Source organism: Arthrobacter gyeryongensis (genome assembly GCF_039543785.1).
GTDB classification, from domain to species: Bacteria; Actinomycetota; Actinomycetes; order Actinomycetales; family Micrococcaceae; genus Arthrobacter; species Arthrobacter gyeryongensis.
The window spans coordinates 93,387-113,554 of the sequence record NZ_BAABKK010000017.1; the positions used below are offsets into that span (position 1 = coordinate 93,387).

At 62.8% G+C, this 20,168-nt stretch carries 13 protein-coding genes, 1 pseudogene and 1 riboswitch; of the genes and pseudogenes, 11 read left to right on the forward strand and 3 right to left on the reverse strand.

Annotation, left to right across the window (positions count from 1 at the left end):
- Window positions 1-6 precede the first annotated feature (6 nt).
- From mutM to ftsY, 7 genes and pseudogenes are all read left to right on the forward strand, one after another.
- Window positions 7-999: a bifunctional DNA-formamidopyrimidine glycosylase/DNA-(apurinic or apyrimidinic site) lyase gene (mutM, locus tag ABEA18_RS13785; RefSeq protein ID WP_345449946.1), complete on the forward strand. Its 993-nt coding sequence runs from the start codon at window positions 7-9 to the stop codon at window positions 997-999.
- Between the two features lie 421 nt (window positions 1,000-1,420).
- A complete protein-coding gene (locus ABEA18_RS13790) occupies window positions 1,421-2,263 on the forward strand; it encodes a HamA C-terminal domain-containing protein (RefSeq protein WP_345449947.1) in 843 nt (280 codons plus the stop codon).
- A complete protein-coding gene (locus ABEA18_RS13795; protein ID WP_345449948.1) occupies window positions 2,263-4,374 on the forward strand; it encodes a DEAD/DEAH box helicase in 2,112 nt (703 codons plus the stop codon). Before ABEA18_RS13790 ends, ABEA18_RS13795 begins: the two co-directional genes overlap by 1 nt.
- A gap of 989 nt (window positions 4,375-5,363) precedes the next feature.
- Window positions 5,364-5,627: a hypothetical protein gene (locus ABEA18_RS13800; RefSeq protein WP_345449949.1), complete on the forward strand. Its 264-nt coding sequence runs from the start codon at window positions 5,364-5,366 to the stop codon at window positions 5,625-5,627.
- 312 nt (window positions 5,628-5,939) lie between these two features.
- Window positions 5,940-6,107, forward strand: a pseudogene (locus ABEA18_RS13805) (bifunctional DNA-formamidopyrimidine glycosylase/DNA-(apurinic or apyrimidinic site) lyase); the annotation flags it as partial.
- Between the two features lie 97 nt (window positions 6,108-6,204).
- A complete protein-coding gene (smc, locus tag ABEA18_RS13810; RefSeq protein WP_345449950.1) occupies window positions 6,205-9,798 on the forward strand; it encodes a chromosome segregation protein SMC in 3,594 nt (1,197 codons plus the stop codon).
- A gap of 20 nt (window positions 9,799-9,818) precedes the next feature.
- Window positions 9,819-11,042, forward strand: a complete 1,224-nt coding sequence (gene ftsY / locus ABEA18_RS13815; protein WP_345449951.1) for a signal recognition particle-docking protein FtsY — start codon at window positions 9,819-9,821, stop codon at window positions 11,040-11,042.
- A gap of 15 nt (window positions 11,043-11,057) precedes the next feature.
- On the opposite strand, the gene ABEA18_RS13820 is transcribed toward ftsY, so the two are convergent.
- The gene (locus ABEA18_RS13820; protein ID WP_345449952.1) at window positions 11,058-12,293 is read right to left on the reverse strand and encodes an MFS transporter; all 1,236 of its coding nucleotides are present in this window, start codon (window positions 12,291-12,293) and stop codon (window positions 11,058-11,060) included.
- 225 nt (window positions 12,294-12,518) lie between these two features.
- Here ABEA18_RS13820 and ABEA18_RS13825 point away from each other — a divergent pair, with 225 nt between their 5' ends.
- Both ABEA18_RS13825 and ABEA18_RS13830 read left to right on the forward strand, forming a co-directional pair.
- Window positions 12,519-13,853 carry an ammonium transporter gene (locus ABEA18_RS13825; protein WP_345449953.1) on the forward strand — a complete coding sequence of 445 codons (1,335 nt, stop codon included), beginning with the start codon at window positions 12,519-12,521 and terminating at the stop codon, window positions 13,851-13,853.
- Window positions 13,850-14,188, forward strand: coding sequence for a P-II family nitrogen regulator (locus tag ABEA18_RS13830; protein WP_028264639.1), 339 nt, complete (start codon window positions 13,850-13,852; stop codon window positions 14,186-14,188). The genes ABEA18_RS13825 and ABEA18_RS13830 overlap by 4 nt, the downstream gene beginning before the upstream one ends.
- Before the next feature lie 87 nt (window positions 14,189-14,275).
- Here ABEA18_RS13830 and ABEA18_RS13835 read toward each other — a convergent pair whose 3' ends face one another.
- The gene (locus ABEA18_RS13835; protein ID WP_345449954.1) at window positions 14,276-15,676 is read right to left on the reverse strand and encodes a glucose-6-phosphate dehydrogenase; all 1,401 of its coding nucleotides are present in this window, start codon (window positions 15,674-15,676) and stop codon (window positions 14,276-14,278) included.
- Between the two features lie 151 nt (window positions 15,677-15,827).
- On the opposite strand from ABEA18_RS13835, the gene ffh reads away from it, so the two are divergent.
- On the forward strand, window positions 15,828-17,396 hold the full coding sequence (ffh, locus tag ABEA18_RS13840; RefSeq protein ID WP_345449955.1) for a signal recognition particle protein: 1,569 nt from the start codon (window positions 15,828-15,830) through the stop codon (window positions 17,394-17,396).
- A 44-nt stretch (window positions 17,397-17,440) separates the two neighbouring features.
- The gene (locus ABEA18_RS13845) at window positions 17,441-18,190 is read left to right on the forward strand and encodes an alpha/beta fold hydrolase (RefSeq protein WP_345449956.1); all 750 of its coding nucleotides are present in this window, start codon (window positions 17,441-17,443) and stop codon (window positions 18,188-18,190) included.
- A gap of 24 nt (window positions 18,191-18,214) precedes the next feature.
- Here the strand turns inward: ABEA18_RS13845 and thiC are convergent, their stop codons facing one another.
- On the reverse strand, window positions 18,215-20,020 hold the full coding sequence (gene thiC, locus ABEA18_RS13850) for a phosphomethylpyrimidine synthase ThiC (RefSeq protein WP_345449957.1): 1,806 nt from the start codon (window positions 20,018-20,020) through the stop codon (window positions 18,215-18,217).
- Window positions 20,016-20,123, reverse strand: a riboswitch (TPP riboswitch). It overlaps the preceding gene by 5 nt.
- Window positions 20,124-20,168 lie beyond the last annotated feature (45 nt).

Below are 20,168 nucleotides of genomic sequence, written 5' to 3' on the forward strand. Positions count from 1 at the left end.
TTCCACATGCCGGAACTGCCCGAAGTCGAAGTGGTCCGCCGCGGCCTGGCACGTTGGGTGCGCGGCCGGACCATCACGGCCGTGGAGGTCCTGGATCCCCGTTCCATCCGCCGCCACGCCTTGGGCACAGAGGACTTTATCGGCAACCTTGAGAACTCCACGGTTTTGGATGTCGTCCGCCGCGGTAAGTTCCTGTGGATGCCCCTGCGAACCGAGGAACCCCGCAGTGCGGGCAACGCTGCCGAACCGCCAGGCGGGGCAGTGTCCGTCGAAACGACGCCCGGCGTCGCGCTGATGGCGCACCTCGGTATGAGCGGGCAGCTCCTCATGCAGGACCCTGCGGTCCCCGATGAGAAGCACCTCAAAGTCCGTCTCCGTCTTAGCAGCTCGGACGGCATGCCCGAGGAGTTGCGGTTTGTGGACCAGCGGATCTTCGGCGGACTGTTTGTCACTTCCCTTGTACCGACGTCCGACGGCGGCCCCGGCGGCCAGGGCGAGACGCCCCTTCCTGAAATTGCCGAAGAAGCCTCGCACATCGCCCGCGATCCGCTGGACGCGCACTTTTCCTTTGACGAGTTCTACCGCAAGGTCAAAGCCCGCAAGACCGGACTGAAACGCGCACTGTTGGATCAGGGTGTCATCTCCGGGATAGGCAACATCTACGCCGATGAAGCTCTCTGGCGGGCCAGGCTCCACTATGCCAAGCCGACAGACACCCTCAAGCGGGCCGATGCCGTGAGGCTCGTCGACGCCGCGAAGGAAGTCATGAGCGACGCCCTCGCCGCCGGTGGGACGAGCTTTGATTCGCTCTACGTCAATGTCAACGGAGCTTCGGGATACTTCGCGCGGTCCTTGGATGCCTACGGCCGGGAGGGCGAGCCGTGCATGCGTTGTTCCGCCGTTGGACTTCCGGGCGTGATCAAACGCGAGCAATTCATGAACCGCTCCTCGTACACGTGCCCGATCTGCCAGCCGAAGCCGCGCAACGGCCGCTGGTAGCAAGGATTCGCGGGTTTGCCCCGCAAATCCGCGGAGAAGGCGTGAATGCTACTTGCTGTTCTATAGATTGCTTTCATCCGTTCGCATTTACCCTGTTCGGCGCGGTCTCTGACGCTAAGTCACGCTGCTGACGAGGCCTTGCCGAGGGTGTCAACGCAGTGTCGGCAAAATGACGAATGAAGGATCTCGCAGAGGGAGGCTACCCTACTCTGCTGACGCGCCAGGCTATGAACACGCCTGGTATGCGATCACCAATACGACCTACGCCCGTCGGTAGGCGTCTGCGGACAAGCCTGTCGCCGAGCCGAGCGGGTAGTCCTCGGAGCGACTCTGGCACACTCGTCGCCGTCGAATCCCGGACGTCTGGGGCGGACACCGATACTGTGGGACCGGGTGGTTACGTCGACGAGGAAGACAAAGTATGCCGGTACTGCAGGTTCGAGTCGAACTCGTGCCCAATTCCGTCGCCGCTAACGCTTTATGCGCTGGTTACGAGTTGGGTATCTGGAGAGCAAGTCAACTCGTCGAAGACGTTTTTGATCGCCACCTTCTGGATTTCGCGCTCACCTATACGGAGGCGAAGAACGTTTCCAGCAGTACGGCCATGCAATCCATTAGGGATGCGGCGGTATCCGTGTACTCAACTGATAAGTATCGGCGACGTGGGGAATTCGGTGAGCTTCTCCTGCACTCCGCACTCGTGGATTTCTACGGCGCAGAACCGGCAGTTAGCAAGATCTACTACGAAGACTCTTCAAACGACGTTGTCAAGGGGTTCGACAGTGTCCATATCGTAGCCGACAGTAACGGAGAGATGAAGATCTGGCTAGGGGAAGCGAAGTTCTATTCGTCGCTTGATAGCGCTATGGACAGTGTCCTAAAAGACATCCAGGCACACTTGGCGATCGATTTTCTACGCAAGGAGTTTGTCTTCATTACTCGCAAGGTGGACGCCTCCTGGCCACACGCTCAGCAGTTCAAAACCCTGATCGCGCGCGCTCGAAGTCTGGACGATATCTCGAGTTCGATCGTCATGCCGGTCTTCCTGACCTATGACAGCGATGCAGTCGACAGTCACGATGTCGTAGGCGACGGCTACATTGCTGCCATGGCTGATGAGACAACCGCCGCGCTGTCGAGGTTCGAGTCACGGCTGACGAAACCGCTAGAAGTTGAGATTCGTCTGATACTCCTTCCGCTGAAGTCAAAGGCACGATTGGTGGAACTGATGCACGCAAAACTGAAAGCTCTGCAAGGGATCTAATGGCGACCAACGACTTCGCTGTGCTGCGCGATATTTCCAACCTGCTGTTAACTGACGAAAACGAGCAGGAAGCCCGAGACCGCTTCATCCGATTCCTGGATCAGTATCCGGGCACCGGCCCTCTGAATGTAATCGTCGACTCACTGGCGGCACGATTGGGTCTCTTCCCTTACATGTCCCCGAACCTCGATGAAGTTAGTGACGCAGAGGCCCTCACGGTTGCTTATCACTCGCCCCGATCTTTAAGCAAGCAGGGGTTCACGTTCCACGCGGAGCAGCAAAAGATCTACGAACGCCTCATGGATGGCGAGAGTGTGATTCTGTCAGCCCCAACATCCTTCGGAAAATCCGCAATCGTCGACGCTTTGGTCTTGTCCGGAAAATGGGAGAACTTCGTCATTATCGTCCCAACGATTTCACTCATCGACGAGACCCGACGTCGACTCGTCGCGCTCGAGACGGGGTACACCATTGTCTCGCATCCCGGCCAACAACCTGCGCTCAAGAACATTTATGTGCTCACTCAAGAACGCTTCTTAGAGCTCGACCCGATACCCGAGGTTGATTTCTTCATTATCGACGAGTTCTACAAGCTCGGCGACGGTGAAACTGACGACAAGAGGAGATCGAACCTCAACATCGCCTGGCGGCTCCTCCGCAAAACCGGAGCCCAATACTACCTTCTTGGCCCCAACATCGATGCTCTAGGGTTCGATTCAGACAGCGAGCTGTCTGAATCTTTCATTACATCGGACTTCAATCCCGTAGTCGTTGATGTCGAGGACAGATCCCACATCGAAGACCGACTCTCTGACATGAAGCGGTTCCTAGACGAAGAGGCCGATGGGCCGAGCCTGATCTTCGTGAGCAGCCCGGGGCGTGCGAATGAGGTTGCATTCGAGCTCGCCACAGGAGCTGCTGACCCACTCGTGATCGATATCGCCGACTGGATCGCAGAGCATTACGACCCCGAATGGCTCGTTGTCAAGGCCCTACGCGGAGGAGTAGGTACACACACCGGCCCGATGCCTCGAAGCTTGCAGCGAGCGATGGTTCGCCTATTCGCGATGGAAAAGATCGATCGGCTTGTTTGCACCACAACACTGATCGAGGGTGTGAACACAGTAGCGAGGAACGTCGTAATCTATGACAAGAAGATCGATCGCAAGCCGATCGACTTCTTCACTTTCTCCAACATCCGGGGCAGAGCCGGACGTATGCTCAAACACTTTGTTGGCCGGGTTGTCTCCTACGCCGATCAACCTGAACCGGAGACCTCGACAGTCGATGTTCCAATCGAATCACAGTCCCCAGCAGCGTCCCTTGCAACTTTGATCCAGCTCGACCTGTCTGAGCTGACCGAGGAATCCGCCGAGAAACTACGCGATGTCCTTGAGCAGGACGTTCTCTCGATCGACACGATCCGCCGGAACCGAGGTCTGGATCCGCTACTTCAGATCGGTGCCGCACGTCACATGCGCGAGGCTGGAACAGGCGAATTTCGGGACCTGTCTTGGAGCGGCACCCCGACCCGGGAGCAATTGGCGGCGGTTGTCTCGCTCGGGTATGACGAGTTGATTATTGGACGCGATCGAAGCGGAGAGAATGCTAAATCTATACTTGCGAAGCTCGGTGCGGCAAGGGCCGCTCGAGGCGATGTGCGGTCACTGGTTGATGCGGCGTTGCCATACATGCGCCCAGGTCAGACGCGCAGCAACGTAGTCGATGATGTGCTCAGCTTTCAGCGCAACTGGATGGGCTTCAAGATCCCATCCATGTTGCGCGCCGCAAGCTCGATCCAACGTGAAGTCGCTCAGGACCGAGACGAACGAGCATCCAACTATGAGTACGTCATTCGAGAGATTGAGTCTCTCTACCTTCCCGCGTTCATCGCTGAACTTGAGGACTACGGGCTGCCTATGCCCGTAGGCGCGAAGCTCGCAAGCCTGGGATTGCGCGGAGAGAGCATTGAGGACGTAGTGTCCTCGCTCGTGCGCATGGCCAGAGACCAACGAGTGCTTTCCGCGCTTACGAAAGTGGATCGCTGGTTCCTCTCAGATGTAGCGTCTGGCCTTACAAGGGAGATGCCGACGATCGCATCTGTGGAGTAGCCGAAGAGCCTTACATAAACCCCACGTAAACCACTGACGAGATTTCCGGCAGGTACCAAGAGGCGTGACCCGGCTCGGACCTGATGCATGCAAACCATGCAATCGATGACGTGAAAAATGACGCCGTTCGAGGAGTGCTGAAGACCGGAAATCAAGGATCTAGACCGAACCATCTACCTGCAAGAACCCGCATGGCTTTGGCATGCAAGGGTGAACCCGGCCAAAGGTCCTAACCTGGACTCCGTCATGCCCAGCAAGGACCAGCTCCTGGCTCCGTGGCCTAGAAGCGGATCTGTTCGTGGACGACCTCGGAACCTTCGCCGAATTCGCGCCGGGCGGCTCGGCGGCTTTGTCTAAGGCCTTCAAACTGTCGCTGAACGTGGCCAGCTCTATACGATCGTCGATAGTGCGCGCCCTGGCATATTAGACTGGGCCGTGTTCAGCCCACCTACGGACGCGGCCCCTGACTTTTCCGGTCGAAGCGAGATGACCGACGAACGGCGAGGACGAGACACTGATCCGAAGGAATATGGATGAATCTCTAGTCATCGCCTGCGACGAGTCGGGCAATGACGGCGAGGACAATCTCAACGGCAACTCATCGGTGTTCGTACACGCGAGCGTCGCGATTTCCACAGAAGCCGCGCAGGATCTGATGGACGAGGTCCGCGCGAAGACGCGCAGCGGGACCGACGAGCTGAAGTCGAAGACTCTTCTGCAGCCCAAGCATCAGGCCGTGGCGCAACGGCTTCTCGAGCATTCTGAGCTGCGGATCGTTGCTCGCTTGTCTTCATACACAAGCAGTTCTTCACGGTCTCGAAGCTGTTCGACTCGAAGGCCGAAGAAGTGGCCCACTCGCTCGGGGACGACATGTACGAGAATGGGGCGGCACTATCCACTGCCACCATCGTGTTCTTCGCCGGCCCCGACGCCTTCGGGACCCAGCGGGTCGCACTGCCCTTCGGCACCCAGAACGGGTCGCTGCGTCCATGGCCGGAACGGGTGTCGGCGTCACCGATATCGGCCTCGCGGACTCAAAAGCGGACCCACGCGTCCAGGTCGCAGACCTCTTGGCAGGACTTGGACGCGTCGCGGCTGAGGACCTCTCAATCGGGAAGTCGCACCCGCTGCTGTTGAGCGTGAAACCGATGCAGAGCCGCTTCTCCATCTGGCCGGTGCATGGTCACATGTATCCGCAGAATGCTCGCGCGACAGTGAGCCAATCGCATCGTCTCCTGGACGGGGACGCGTAGGGCTCCGGCCTGGCGGCCGTCTCGTCTCGACTCGACCTCATCAAGAAGGAACCGCTCCCGTCCGAGCTGGTCGTCGTGGTCGGACGTGACGGCCGCCGCGTGCGGAAGCACCCGATCAAGCTGGAGGATTTGGACGCTGCCTTCTCGGCCGAATAGGCAGACCACCACATCGCTGCGATCAGGGAGGCGGCTCCTCGGTTCACCGAGGACCGGAAGGCTCGCCTCGCAGCACTCCTCAACCCCGCGGTCGTCGTTGAGTGGCGCGAACGTAAAGCCGGGCCGGATCAGGGTAAACGTCAATTACTGTTGTAGGCGGGATACTTCGCGCGGTCCTTGGATGCCTACGGCCGGGAGGGCGAGCCGTGCAGGCGTTGTTCCGCCGTTGGACTTCCCGGTGTGATTAAACGGGAGCAATTCATGAACCGCTCCTCGTACACTTGCCCGATCTGCCAGCCGAAGCCGCGCAACGGCCGCTGGTAGCACGGATTCGCCGGTTTGCCCGGCAAATCCGGGCATTTCCGCCGTCGGGCAGTAGATTGAGAACGGGAATTCAGCCACTCAGGAGATCCGAAACACCTTGCATCTGAAAAGTTTGACTGTCCGGGGATTCAAGTCGTTCGCGTCGGCCACGACGTTCGACTTCGAGCCGGGTGTCACCGCCGTTGTCGGCCCCAACGGTTCGGGCAAGTCCAATGTGGTTGACGCGCTGGCCTGGGTCATGGGCGAACAAGGTGCCAAGACCCTGCGCGGCGGCAAAATGGAAGACGTCATCTTCGCCGGCACGTCGGGGCGGCCCCCTCTTGGCCGCGCTCACGTTGCCCTGACGATCGACAATGCCGACGGCGCCCTGCCGATCGAATACAGCGAAGTCACCATTTCGCGCACATTGTTCCGGACCGGAGGATCCGAGTACGCGATCAACGGCTCGCCATGCCGTCTCCTGGACATCCAGGAACTGCTCTCGGATTCAGGTCTTGGTCGGGAGATGCACGTGATCGTGGGGCAAGGGCAGTTGGACCGTGTCCTGCACGCCACCCCCGAGGACCGCAGGGGATTCATCGAAGAAGCCGCAGGAATCCTCAAGCACCGGCGTCGCAAGGAAAAGACCGTCCGCAAGCTGGAAGCCATGCAGGCGAACCTGCAACGCCTTGGTGACCTCACGGCGGAAATCCGCCGTCAACTTACGCCGCTCGGCAAACAGGCCGAAGTTGCCCGCCGCGCCCAAACCGTGCAGTTCGACGTCCGCGACGCCAAGTCCAGGCTCTTGGCCGATGATCTCGTCCAGCTCACCCGGACGTTGGAGAAGGACGTCGCCGACGAAGCCGCGTTGAAGGAGCGCCGCGAGGTAGTCGAAGCGGAGCTTGGGGCAGGCCGTCAACGCCAGATCCGCCTTGAGCAACTCGCGGCTGAGGCCACGCCCAGACTCAATGCGGCCAGGGACAACTGGTACCAGTTGTCGGCAACCAGGGACCGGCTCCGCGCCCTGGGATCGCTTGCAACCGAGCGCCGCCGCCTCCTCGGTGCCTCCGATGCTGCCCCGGATTCGGGCCGCGACCCGGACCACCTGGACCGCCAGGCCGCCCGGGTCCGGCAGGAACAGTCGGAGCTGGAGCACGACATCCTGGCGAAGCAAGCAGCCCTGCTCGAGGCTACGGCAGCCAAACAGGAAGCCGAGAACCTTGCCGCGGCAGAGGACAAGCGCCTGACGGCCGTGTTGCGGGCAGCGGCCGATCGCCGTGAAGGCCTCGCGAAACTCGTAGGTCAGTTGGCCGCCGCACGATCGCGGGCCGAGGCCGCCGAGGCCGAGAGGGGCCGGCTCAGGGAATCGCTGGCAGCCGGCGAGGAACGCCGTCGCCACGCGCAAAGTGAGTTTACGGCCCTCGAGTCACAAGTGGCCGGCGTTGAAGACGGCGAAGAAAGCCTCGACGCCGAATACGAAGACGCCAGCACCCTTCTTGACGAGATCAACGCCGAGATTGAAGCGTTGAAAGCTGCCGAACGCGATGAAATTCGCCAACGCGATTCGCTCACCGCCCGCCGTGATGCTTTGCAGCTCGGACTCAACCGCAAGGATGGCTCTTCGCGGCTTCTGTCTTCGGACCACCCGGAAGTCCTGGGTTCGCTTGCTTCCCTCCTGACGGTGGAGCCGGGGTATGAGACGGCCGTGGCCGCAGCACTTGGCACTGCTTCCGACGCCGTCGTGGTGGCAGACAGCGCGGGGGCCGTCGCCGCGATGCAACTGTTGAAGGACGCCGACGCCGGACGCGCCTCGCTATTGGTGGCAGGCGCTGCACCCTCAGCGGATCCCGAGCCTGGCCTGCGGGAATTGCCGATGCTGCCTGACGGTGCGCGCTGGGCCGCCGGGTTGGTGGCGACTGACGCCCCCGAAGCGAGCGGCGCAAGGTCCCTTCTGGCGTCCACCGCCGTCGTCGACGACTTGCACGCGGCGGCAAGCCTCATTGCCGGCAACCCGGAGCTTACCGCGGTGACCCTCGAAGGCGACGTCTTCAGGGCCCTGACGGTGGAGGGCGGATCGGCGACGGCGCCGTCGCTTCTTGAAGTCCAAGCCGCAGTGGACGACGCCGACACCCGGCTCCTGGAGCTCACGACGCGTCTTGAGCGGGGAAAGTTCGCCCTTGCTGGAGCCGAAGCGCGCCGGGCCGATGCCCAGGAACGTGCGAACGCCGCGCTGGACAAACTCCACGACTCGGATGCCCGCCTGGCCGCCGTCGCTGAACGGCTTGGCCACCTGAATTCCCAGTTGCGCAGCGCCGTCGCGGAACGGGATCGAATGGCAGAGTCCCTGGCCAAAGCCGAACTGAACGTCGCCGTGGCAGAGGAATCACTTGAGCTTGCGGCGGAACGGTTGGCCGCGGCAGAAGAAGCCCCCCAGGAGGAAGAGCCTTCCACGGAGCAACGCGATGCCTTGGCCAGGGCTGCCAGCGAAGCCCGGTCCCGTGAGATGGAGGTCAGGCTGGGCTTGCGGAGTGCCGAGGAGCAGCTCGCCGCGACCAGCAACCGGGCCGCTTCCCTGGAACGGGCCGCCGCGAGCGAACGGCGGGCACGTGAGGAAGCCGCGCGCCGGGCCTTGCGACGCAAAGCGCAAGCCGAGCGGGCCTCGGCCGTTGCTTCCGCCGTCGAACAGACCGTACGTTTCGTTGACGTTTCAGTGGACCTGGCCGCCCGCGCCCGCGATCTCGCCGAGGCAGTGCGGGAGCAGCGCGAGAAGGAACTCGCTGATGTCCGGAGCAGTAACGAGAAGCTGGCCCAGGAGCTGGCGGGACTGACGGATTCGGTCCACCGCGACGAACTCGCCCGAGCCCAGCAAAGGCTCAGGATCGAAGCGTTGGAAACCCGCTCCATCGAGGAGCTGGGCCTATCAGCGGAACAACTCGTGGCCGACTTCGGTCCGGAGCAGCCCGTTCCCGTGCCCGCCGCGACCGTGGACAAGTGGGCCGAACTCCGCGCACCCGTGGACGAAGACGGAAACGCCGTCGTCGATGGTGTTCCTTTCGTCCGCGCCGAGCAGGAGAAACGGCTCCGCAAGGCTGAACGGGACCTCGCCGCCCTTGGCAAAGTGAACCCCTTGGCGCTGGAGGAATTTGCCGCACTTGAGGAACGCCACCAATTCCTGAGCACGCAACTGGAAGACCTCAAATCCAGTCGCAAAGACCTTCTGGACATCATCAAGGAAGTGGACAACCGCGTCCAGCAGGTCTTTGCTGAAGCCTTCGCCGATACATCCAAGCAGTTTGACCACGTCTTTGCGCGGCTCTTCCCGGGCGGGGAAGGCAAATTGGTGCTGACGGATCCCGATGACATGCTGACCACCGGCATCGAGGTGGAGGCAAGGCCTGCCGGCAAGAAGATCAAGCGGTTGTCTTTGCTTTCCGGTGGCGAACGATCGCTGACGGCTGTCGCGTTGCTCGTGGCGATCTTCAAGGCGCGGCCTTCGCCGTTCTATGTCATGGACGAAGTGGAAGCCGCGCTGGACGATACGAACCTGGGTAGGCTCATCACGATTTTCGAAGAGCTGCGCGAGTCCAGCCAGCTGATTGTCATTACGCACCAGAAGCGGACCATGGAAGTCGCGGACGCCCTCTACGGAGTGACAATGCGGGGGGATGGCGTGTCCACCGTCATCAGCCAGAGGCTCGGTGCCGAGGTCTAGCTTTGTGAGAAGCTAGGGGAGTGAACGATCTCCTCCCCATTATTTTGTCCATTGTCGCTGCCATCGTGGTGGTCGGAGGGCTGATTCCTGTCCTGCTCAAGGCGCGGAAGTCCTCCTCGACTTACGCCGGAACGCGCGACGCCAACGACCCCGCTGACAAGGCGCCGGCAGGCGGCGGAACGATCGTCGACGACGCCCCCGGGACCGCGCCGGATCGCACGGCGCCGGGACCCGTCGTCGAACCCGCCGACCTCGCTGTACCGGAGACCGACGTTCCGGATGACGCCGCGGGCCTGGAACTCATCCAGGTGGAGACCCCTGCGCCTGTCGAGGGCCGCCTCAACCGGCTTCGGGCGCGACTGGTCAAATCCAACAGCATTCTCGGCAAGGGGCTCCTGGCCCTGCTTTCGAGCGACAAGATCGACGAAAACGTCTGGGACGAAGTCGAAGAAACACTGCTCCTTGCCGACCTCGGCACCGAGCCCACCATGCAACTGGTCGATGCCCTGCGTGCACGGGTAAAAGTTCAAGGCACCCGCAGTCCAGAGGACGTCAAGGCACTCCTGCGCGAGGAACTCATCAAGCTCGTGGACCCGACGATGGACCGCAGCCTGAACGTGGAACGCAAGGGAGCCCACCCGGCCATCATGATCGTCGTCGGCGTCAACGGGGTCGGTAAGACCACCACGGTCGGCAAGCTCGCGCGCGTTCTCGTCGCCGAAGACAAGGACGTCCTGCTGGGCGCGGCCGACACCTTCCGTGCGGCGGCCGCCGAGCAGCTCGCCACATGGGGCCAGCGTGTCGGCGTCGCAACCGTCAGGTCGCACGTCGTCGGTGCGGACCCCGCTTCGGTCGCCTATGAGGCAGTCAAGGCCGGCATTGAGCAGGAAGTGGATGTCGTCATGATCGACACTGCCGGTCGCCTGCAAAACAAGGTGGGCCTCATGGACGAGCTCAGCAAGGTCAAGCGCGTCATCGAGAAGCTGGCCGAGGTGGACGAAGTCCTGCTGGTACTGGACGCGACCACCGGCCAGAACGGCCTGAACCAGGCCAAGGTGTTCTCCGAGGTAGTCAACATCACGGGAATCGTGCTCACGAAGCTGGACGGGACCGCGAAGGGCGGGATCGTCGTCGCGATCCAAAAGGCCCTCGGCGTACCGGTCAAGCTTGTTGGCCTCGGCGAAGGCCCGGACGACCTCGCGCCGTTCGAGGCCGAAGCATTCGTCGACGCCCTGCTCAACTAGCCGCGTCCAGCTGGGTCAGTCGACGCTTTCGGGGACGCGCTGCATCGGCTCGCGTGCCATGGACCAGCCGACCGTGGCGAGCAGGAGGATGCCGCCCGTTGCGCCGAAGGCCCAACCGTAGCCAAGCCCATCGGCCAGGAGGCCCACCAGGACCGGACCGACGATGGCTCCGGCGTCGGAGGCCATCTGGAAGACCGCCAGCACCTTGCCGCCGGAGCGGCCACGACCGATGATGTCCCCGACGGCGGCCTGCTGGGCGGGGTTCAGCAAGCCGGAGCCGAAGCCGGCCGCGGCAGACGCCGCGAAGAACGCGGGTAGATTGCCGGTCAACCCGATGGTGGCGGTGGCCAGGCCGGTGACGAGCAAGCCCAGCAGCATCATGGGCTTGCGGCCGAAACTGTCAGCCATACGGCCGGAGAAGGTCAGCGCCAGCGCGTTTCCCCCTGCAAACACCGCCAGCGCCCACCCCGCCGAGGCCGATCCTCCGGCCAACACGACCACTGCGAAAAGTGGCACGGTGGCCATGCGCACGCCGAAGGTCGCCCAGCCGTTGCTGAAACTGGAGAACAGGGCGGCCCGGTAGGCAGAATCGCCCAGGGCCTCCTTCATGCGCATCGCCGGCCCCGCCGCGCCGCCTTGCTTCGCTGCACCTGAACTGCCCGTCAGCTGCGTGCGTACAACCAGGGCAGCAAGGACCAGGGCCGCCGCGTAGGCGAGGAACGGGACGCGCAGGCCGAAGCCGGCCAGCAACCCGCCAACCACGGGCCCCAGGACGCTGCCGATCAGGAAGGCAGAGGCGTACGCGCCGGAGACCCGTCCACGACTTTCCGGAGGGGCGAGCCTGATCAACAGGCCCATCGCCGCGACGGTGAACATCACGGAACCGGCTCCGCCAAGGCCCCGGAAGACCAGCAACTGCCAGTAGTTCTGGGCGAAGGCACAGGCCGCCGTCGACGCCGCCACAATCAGCAACCCTGCGATGTACACCGGACGTTCGCCGAAGCGGCCCATCAGGGCGCCCCCGGCCGGAGCGAACACCAAGCGCATGAAGGCGAAAATGCTCACGATCACCGCGGCTGCCGTCGCCCCGACGTCGAACGTCGTGGCGAACTGGGGGAGCACGGGTGCGACTAGGCCAAAACCCAGTGCAATCAGGAACGCCGCCGCCAACATCACCTTGATGTCCCGCGGCATTGCAGCCTTCGCGGCCCTCGCTCCTTGATTGGCGCGGGATTCGGGGCTTGCGGTCATGGTGTCGGGGTCCTCTGGGTAGAACGAACGCGGGGAAAGTGGAACTGACGAAACATATCCGTAACAAGGGTGATATGCACCATTTACGTTCGAGAAGTTCTTGTAACAGCCCCGCAATCTAAAACCTTCGCAGGTGAAACACGGGCCCGCAAAACTCTTACATAGAACGCAAATGCGTTGGGACAGGCGGCTCAGCCCGCATCTAAAAGCAGAGAGGACGCAGACATGGACTTCACCGCCGGTCTCGTTTGGCTCCTGGTCGCATCAGCCTTCGTGCTGTTCATGACCCCGGGCCTGGCATTCTTCTATGGCGGCATGACCCGTGCCAAGGCCGCCTTGAACATGATGATGATGAGCTTCATCGCCATCGGCACAGTGACCCTCGTATGGGTTCTATGGGGCGCGTCGATGTCCACGAGCAACACGGACAACTTCTTCGAGCTCTTTGCGAACCCGTTCAGCCACTTCGGCTTGCACAACTTCACCGATCCGGCGGACCTCCTCCACGTCGGATACGCCGCAACCTTCGCGATCATCACCGTCGCCCTCATCTCCGGTGCCATCGCGGACCGCGCCAAGTTCTCGGCCTGGACGTTGTTCACCCCGATCTGGGCCACCCTCGTCTACGCACCCCTGGCCTACATGGTCTGGGGCGGCGGCCTCTTCTCGGCAACCGGCTGGTTCGGCCAGACCTTCGCTCCCGTCATCGACTTCGCCGGCGGCACCGTGGTGCACATCAATGCCGGTGTGGCAGGCCTGATCCTCGTCCTGATCATCGGCAACCGCAAAGGCTTCGGCAAGGACCCGAACCACCGCCCGCACAACGTGCCCTTGGTCATGCTCGGCGCAGCCATCCTCTGGTTCGGTTGGTTCGGGTTCAACGCCGGTGCTGCGGCCAACGTGCAGCAGGCTGGCCTGATCTGGATCAACACTCTCGTCGCCCCGGCAGCCGCCATGCTCGGCTGGCTTATCGTGGAACGCATCCGTGACGGCCACCCCACCTCGCTCGGTGCGGCATCCGGAGTCGTCGCCGGCCTGGTTGCCATCACCCCGGCTTGTGCCAACGTTTCCCCGCTCGGCGCCATCGCCCTCGGTGTTGCCGCCGGCGTTGCCTCGGCCCTCGCGGTCGGCCTCAAGTTCAAGCTCGGCTACGACGACTCCCTGGATGTCGTCGGCGTCCACCTCGTGTCCGGCATCATCGGTACCGTAGCTATCGGCTTCCTCGCCACTCCGACCCAGGGTCCCGCAGGCCTGTTCTACGGCGGAGGTACGACCCAGCTCGTTGCACAATCGCTCGCGGCACTCTGCTCGATCGTCTTCACAGGCGTCATGACGTTCATCATCGCCTACCCGATCCACAAGCTCATGGGCTTCCGCATCTCCGAACGCCAGGAGATCGCCGGTGCAGACCTCAGCCTGCACGCCGAAACGGCATACGAGTTCGGCGTCGGAGGCCACGGCGGAAGCTTCCAGCCCCTTCACGACCTCATCACCGGCAAGGTATCGTCCGAAGCAACCGACGAAGCATCCGTATCAGGCAAGGAGAGTGTCCAGGCATGAAACTCATCACGGCGATCGTCCGCCCGGAGAAGCTCGACGCCATCCGCGAGGGGCTCGAAGCATACGGGGTACAGGGACTGACGGTCAGCGCGGCCAGCGGCTACGGCCGGCAGCGCGGTTACACGGAGGTGTACCGCGGGGCTGAGTACAACGTGGATCTGCTTCCCAAGATCCGCGTGGAGGTCCTGGCGACGGATGAGCAGGCAGACGACATCCTCGATGTCCTGATTGCTTCCTCCAACACCGGCCGTGCCGGTGACGGCAAAGTCTGGACGGTAGACGTCTACGAAGCTGTCCGTGTCCGCACGGGCGAGCGAGGCGCAGCGGCCATCTAAGCTACCAACGCAAAGAGGGGCCGGATACCTGGAAAGGTACCCGGCCCCTCTTTGCGCGTGCGCTTCCGAAGGAGCGTGGCCGCCTGGTTAGTTCCCGACGGCGGTTGGCCAGTCCACGGGACCGGGTCCGCCGGCGTCGTACTTTTCGAGCGGCACGGAATCCTTGGCCCAGGCCTTGATCACCGGCTCGATGATCCGCCAGCAGTCAACGGCGGTGTCGCCGCGGACTGAAAGCAGGGGATCGCCGGTAATGACGCCCTCCAGCACTTCTCCGTAGGGCAGCAGATCGGACGCATTCAATTCCGCGTTGAGAGTCACACGATTCAGCGTGAAGATGTTTCCGGGACCATTGACTTCGACATCGAGCTGCAGGGTGTCAGGACCGAAGCCGATGCGTAGCTGGTTAGGGGAGTCCACGCCCTCGAATCCGGTCGGCAGGTGCGGGACAGGACGGAAGGTGACGATCGCCTCCTTCCGCGCGGCACCCAACGCCTTTCCAGACCGCAGGATGAAGGGGACGCCTTTCCAGCGCCATGTGTCTATTTCCACTTCGACTTCTGCGAGCGTCTCGGTCTCCCGGGCCGGGTCCACGCCCGCTTCTGCCACATAGTCCGGCACGTCCCGGTCGCCGATCCGGCCGGCTGTGTAGCGCGCCCGACGGGTGGACTTCTTGTACGGTGCGGTGATGCTGCTCGCACGCAGCACCGTTGAAATCGCGTCGCGGAGGTCGCGCTCGCCGATGCTTGAAGGGGCATCGATGGCAAGCAATGCCATGATGTGGAGCAAATGGCTCTGGATCATGTCCTTGAGGGCGCCGGCTCCGTCGTAGTAGCGGGCACGCCCTTCGAGTGCGAGGTCTTCGTCGAAGATGATCTCCACCTTCTCGATGTGGTCCCGGTTCCACACAGGCTCCAGGAACCTGTTGGCGAAGCGCAAGCCCAGGATGTTGAAAACGGTGGCCTTGCCCAGGAAGTGGTCCACGCGATGGATGTGGTCCTCCGGGACCAAAGCGGCGAGCGTCTTGTTGAGGTCCCGGGCGGATTCGGAGCTGGATCCGAAGGGTTTCTCCAGCACCAAGCTTGTTTCGGGAGGAAGGTCCTGGGCTGTGAGGACCTCGCAGGCCTTCTGGCTGATGTGCGGGGGCAATGCGAAATAGACGGCGATTGGTGCTTCAAGCCCGGCCAGGAGCTTCGCGAGCTGGCCATCCGCCGTGACATCCAGTTGGTGGTACTCAGTGCTTTTCTCCAGGGCAGCGATTGCTTTCTTGCCCGCGGCGCCTGCGCCATTGGCGGCCTCCTCGAACGCACCACTGACGCGTTGGCTCCATTGCTGGGGCGTCCACGGATCGGAGCCGGCTCCGACAAGCTTCAGCCCGTCTGCGAGGCCGCCGGCCACGAGCCTGGCAAGGCCCGGCAACAGCAATCGGCCCGTCAGATCTCCGGAGGCGCCTAGGATGAGCAACGTATTTACTGTTGTTTTGCTGGTCACTGTGCCAGCATGCCATCTTGCAGGCGCGTCTTGGTACCCTAGATAGTCGAGTCCCTCAGTTGAGTCAGATTTGTTTGGGGCAGGAATCGTCAAGATATTGGTGCGTCGGAACGGCCGCCATTCGTAGACCATTGAAAGAAGTGCACGGCGCGTGTTCAATTCACTCTCTGACCGGTTGACAGCAACCTTCAAGAATCTCCGTGGCAAGGGCCGCCTCACCGAGGCCGACGTCGACGCCACCGTCCGGGAGATCCGGCGTGCCCTCTTGGACGCCGACGTTGCCGTTCCCGTGGTCCGCGAGTTCACAGCCCGCATCCGTGAACGCGCCCTGGGCGCCGAGGTTTCCGCGGCCCTGAACCCGAGCCAGCAGATCGTCAAGATCGTCAACGAGGAGCTCCAGGAGATCCTGGGCGGCGAGACCCGTCGCATCCGCTTGGCGAAGACCGGCCCCACCATCATCATGCTCGCCGGCTTGCAGGGTGCGGGTAAGACCACCCTCGCGGGCAAGCTTGCCAAGTGGCTCAAGGCCCAGGGCCACAGCCCTGTGCTCGTTGCGGCCGACCTCCAGCGTCCCAACGCCGTGACCCAGCTCCAGATTGTCGGCGAACGCGCCGGTGTTCCCGTCTTCGCTCCGCACCCGGGCACCACCTCGGATCTGGATGTTCCCACCGGCGACCCGGTCGCCGTCGCACGCTCCGGCGTCGACGAGGCCCGCCAGAAGCTGCACGACGTCGTGATTGTCGACACCGCGGGACGCCTAGGCGTCGACGCCGAAATGATGGACCAGGCGCGCCGCATCCGCCAGGCGATCATCCCGAACGAAGTGCTGTTCGTGATCGACTCCATGATCGGCCAGGACGCCGTCAACACGGCGGTTGCCTTCGATGAAGGCGTCAACTTCACGGGTGTCGTACTGTCAAAGCTCGACGGCGACGCGCGCGGTGGTGCCGCCCTCTCGGTAGCGTCGGTCACCGGAAAGCCGGTCATGTTCGCGTCCACCGGCGAAGGCCTCGACGACTTCGAACTGTTCCACCCGGACCGCATGGCTTCCCGCATCCTCGATATGGGTGACGTTCTCACCCTGATCGAACAGGCCGAGAAGAACTGGGACAAGGATGAAGCGGCCCGGATGGCGAAGAAGTTCGCCGACCAGGAAGACTTCACCCTGGACGACTTCCTCGCCCAGATGCAGCAGATCCGCAACATGGGCTCCATGAAGAAGATGCTCATGATGATGCCGGGTGCGCAGAACATCCGCCAGCAGCTGGAGCAGTTCGACGAGCGTGAAATCGATCGCGTGGAGGCAATTGTCCGCTCCATGACCCCGCATGAGCGTTTGGCTCCGAAGATCATCAACGGTTCCCGTCGTGCCCGCATCGCGCGTGGTTCCGGTGTGCACGTCTCCGAGGTCAACGGCCTCCTGGAGCGTTTCGCGCAGGCCCAGAAGATGATGAAGAAACTGGCTCAGGGCGGCGGCATGCCCGGGATGCCTGGCATGCCCGGACTCGGTGGCGGTTCCCGCAAGGCAAGCAAGAACGCGCCCAAGAAGAAGGCCCGTTCGGGAAACCCCGCCAAGGCGGCACAGGAATTGCGCGACGCCGAGAACAAGCGGGCGAACGCCGTTCGCACCGGCGCGTCATTCGGCCAGCCCTCCGGCGATTTCGATCCCTCGCAGCTGAACCTGCCCAAGGGCTTCGACAAGTTCCTCGGCGGCAAGTAGCCCTCCCGCCGGGGGTTGTCAGCCCTGTGCCATAGGCTGGGGGAATGCAAAAGCAGCGCGTTGTGTTCGTCCATGGAGCAGGCACATTCGGCGCTGCCGCGTGGCCGAAACAGCACGGCATGGCGCTGGCGTACGATGCACTGTTCCTGAAACGCCACGGCTTTGATGCGCAGGCCGAGCCTTTGGAATCCGATGTTGCCGCCGACGTGGACATTATCCTGGAGTGCCTCGGAGGGCGGGAGGCCGCGTCAGGTTCCGGCCCCGCACGTGGAGGCCATATCGTAGCGCACTCCCAAGGCGCGATTTCAGCCATGTTGGCCGCGGTGGAGCGGCCGGACCTGGTCCGGTCCCTCGTGCTGGTGGAACCGGCTTGTCTTTCATTGACGGCTGAGTTACCCGCCACCGCGGCTTACCGGGCACTCATGGAGCCGTTGTTCCGGATCCGGCACGAACTCAGCGATGACGATTACCAACGCGAATTCGTCCGCAGGGCGTTTTCCTCTGAGGCGGCCGTTCTCAGTACCCCGGAGGCCCGGCGTACCGCGCGACGCCTGCGGCTCCAGGCTCCGCCGTGGGAAGCGCCCCTGCACATCGTGCCGGGCGTTCCCACGCTTGTCCTGACCGGTGGTTGGGAACCCCTTTATGAAGAGATCGCCGGCTACTTGCAGGAAACCGGTGCCCTCCACCGCGTTGCGGCTGGAGGACACCGGCCTCATGATTCAGTTGAAGGAGACCGGATGATCCGGTCCTTCATCGCGGATGTCAGCCGCGCCGGATCAGTGCAAGCTTCCTGATCAGTTCCGGCTTCCCGACGTCGCTCAACGCTTTCCTGCGGGAACCTCGAGCTCGGGCAAGTAGACCTTGCCGCCGGATGCCAGGAATTCCTCGCTCTTTTCGCGCATCCCGCTGTACATTTCCGCGATGGCCGCCTGGGAATCCGCTGAGCCGTATTCATCGCGTATGTCCTGGCTGATGCGCATGGAGCAGAATTTCGGTCCGCACATGGAGCAGAAATGCGCCGTCTTGGCCGGTTCCGCCGGGAGAGTCTCGTCGTGGAACGCTTCGGCCGTGACCGGATCCAACGACAGCGCAAACTGGTCACGCCAGCGGAACTCGAAGCGGGCCTTGGACAGGGCATCGTCGCGTTCGTGGGCGCCGGGGTGTCCCTTCGCAAGGTCAGCTGCGTGGGCGGCGATTTTGTAGGTGATCACGCCTGTCTTGACGTCGTCCTTGTTTGGCAGGCCCAAGTGTTCCTTCGGGGTGACGTAGCAGAGCATCGCGGTTCCGTAGCGCGCGATCTCCGTGGCGCCGATAGCCGAGGTGATGTGGTCGTAGCCCGGAGCAACGTCGGTCACGAGCGGGCCGAGGGTGTAGAACGGTGCGCCGTCGCACAGCTCCTGCTGCCGCTCGACGTTCTCGCGGACGAGGTGGAACGGGATGTGCCCGGGGCCCTCCACCATGACCTGCACGTCGTACTTCCACGCCCGCTTCGTGAGCTCGGCGAGCGTGTCGAGCTCGGCGAACTGCGCGGCGTCGTTGGCGTCCGCCGTCGCTCCCGGACGCAAGCCGTCACCAAGCGAGAACGCGACGTCGTACTTGGCGAAGATTTCGCAGAGTTCGTCGAAGTGGGTGTAGAGGAAGTTTTCCTCGTGGTGCGCCAGGCACCAGCCGGCCATGATGGAGCCGCCACGGGAAACGATACCCGTCACGCGGTTCGCGGTGAGTGGCACGTACCGCAGCAACACGCCAGCGTGGATGGTCATGTAGTCCACGCCCTGCTCGCACTGTTCAATGACGGTGTCGCGGAAGATCTCCCAATTGAGCTTGTTGGCTTCGCCGTTGACCTTCTCGAGGGCCTGGTAGATGGGCACGGTGCCGATCGGCACGGGGGAGTTGCGGATGATCCATTCGCGGGTGGTGTGGATGTCGTCGCCCGTGGACAGGTCCATCACCGTGTCGGCGCCCCATTGCGTTGCCCACTGCAACTTGTCCACTTCTTCGGCGATGGAACTGGTGACAGCCGAGTTGCCGATATTGGCATTGATCTTCACGAGGAACGCCTTGCCGATGATCATCGGTTCGGATTCGGGGTGGTTGATGTTGTTGGGGATGATCGCCCGGCCGGCGGCGACCTCGCTGCGGACGAGTTCCACATCGCAGTTTTCGCGAAGTGCAACGAACTGCATTTCGGGCGTCACGATGCCCTGCTTGGCGTAGTGCATCTGTGTCACGGTCTTGCCGTCGACGGCGCGGCGGGGCACCGGCTGTGCGCCCTTCCACTCTGCTGAGGCGGCGCCGCGGCGCACGGCCGACTTGCCGTCGTCGAGCAAGTTCCGTTCGCGGCCGCTGTAGGCCTCGGTATCGCCACGGGCTTCGATCCACTCGCTCCGGAACGGCTCGAGGCCCACCACGGGATCACTCCCGGGCCCTGCGGTGCGGTACACCTGGAAAGGCGTGTTGGCCTCGCCGTTGGGGGACGGCTCCAGGGCGATTTCAGTCACCGGAACCCGGATTCCCGTCTCGGCATCCTCGCGGAACGTGAGGGAATGCGACTTGAGGGATTGTGTCACTTCTTGGCCCGATCCGTTTTGGATAGGGCTCAGCTGTGCTTCTTTGGTGCTCAAAGGATTACTCACTTCCTTCGCCGGCATTACCCGGACAGGTTCAACGGTCGCAGGCTGCGTCAGCCTGATCTCAGCCCTTGCAAGGGCCCCCGTGTGGTCGTAGACGAAGCTACCACAGCCGAGAGTTCCTGAGATAGATGTGACGGGG

What these genes read in the sequence shown, in the direction of transcription:
- ABEA18_RS13800 (WP_345449949.1), top strand. Translation starts at nt 5,364, where the DNA reads ATGGCCGGAACGGGTGTCGGCGTCACCGATATCGGCCTCGCGGACTCA.
- ABEA18_RS13795 (WP_345449948.1), top strand. Translation starts at nt 2,263, where the DNA reads ATGGCGACCAACGACTTCGCTGTGCTGCGCGATATTTCCAACCTGCTG.
- ABEA18_RS13830 (WP_028264639.1), top strand. Translation starts at nt 13,850, where the DNA reads ATGAAACTCATCACGGCGATCGTCCGCCCGGAGAAGCTCGACGCCATC.
- ABEA18_RS13820 (WP_345449952.1), bottom strand. Translation starts at nt 12,293, where the DNA reads ATGACCGCAAGCCCCGAATCCCGCGCCAATCAAGGAGCGAGGGCCGCG.
- mutM (WP_345449946.1), top strand. Translation starts at nt 7, where the DNA reads ATGCCGGAACTGCCCGAAGTCGAAGTGGTCCGCCGCGGCCTGGCACGT.
- ABEA18_RS13825 (WP_345449953.1), top strand. Translation starts at nt 12,519, where the DNA reads ATGGACTTCACCGCCGGTCTCGTTTGGCTCCTGGTCGCATCAGCCTTC.
- ABEA18_RS13790 (WP_345449947.1), top strand. Translation starts at nt 1,421, where the DNA reads ATGCCGGTACTGCAGGTTCGAGTCGAACTCGTGCCCAATTCCGTCGCC.
- ABEA18_RS13845 (WP_345449956.1), top strand. Translation starts at nt 17,441, where the DNA reads ATGCAAAAGCAGCGCGTTGTGTTCGTCCATGGAGCAGGCACATTCGGC.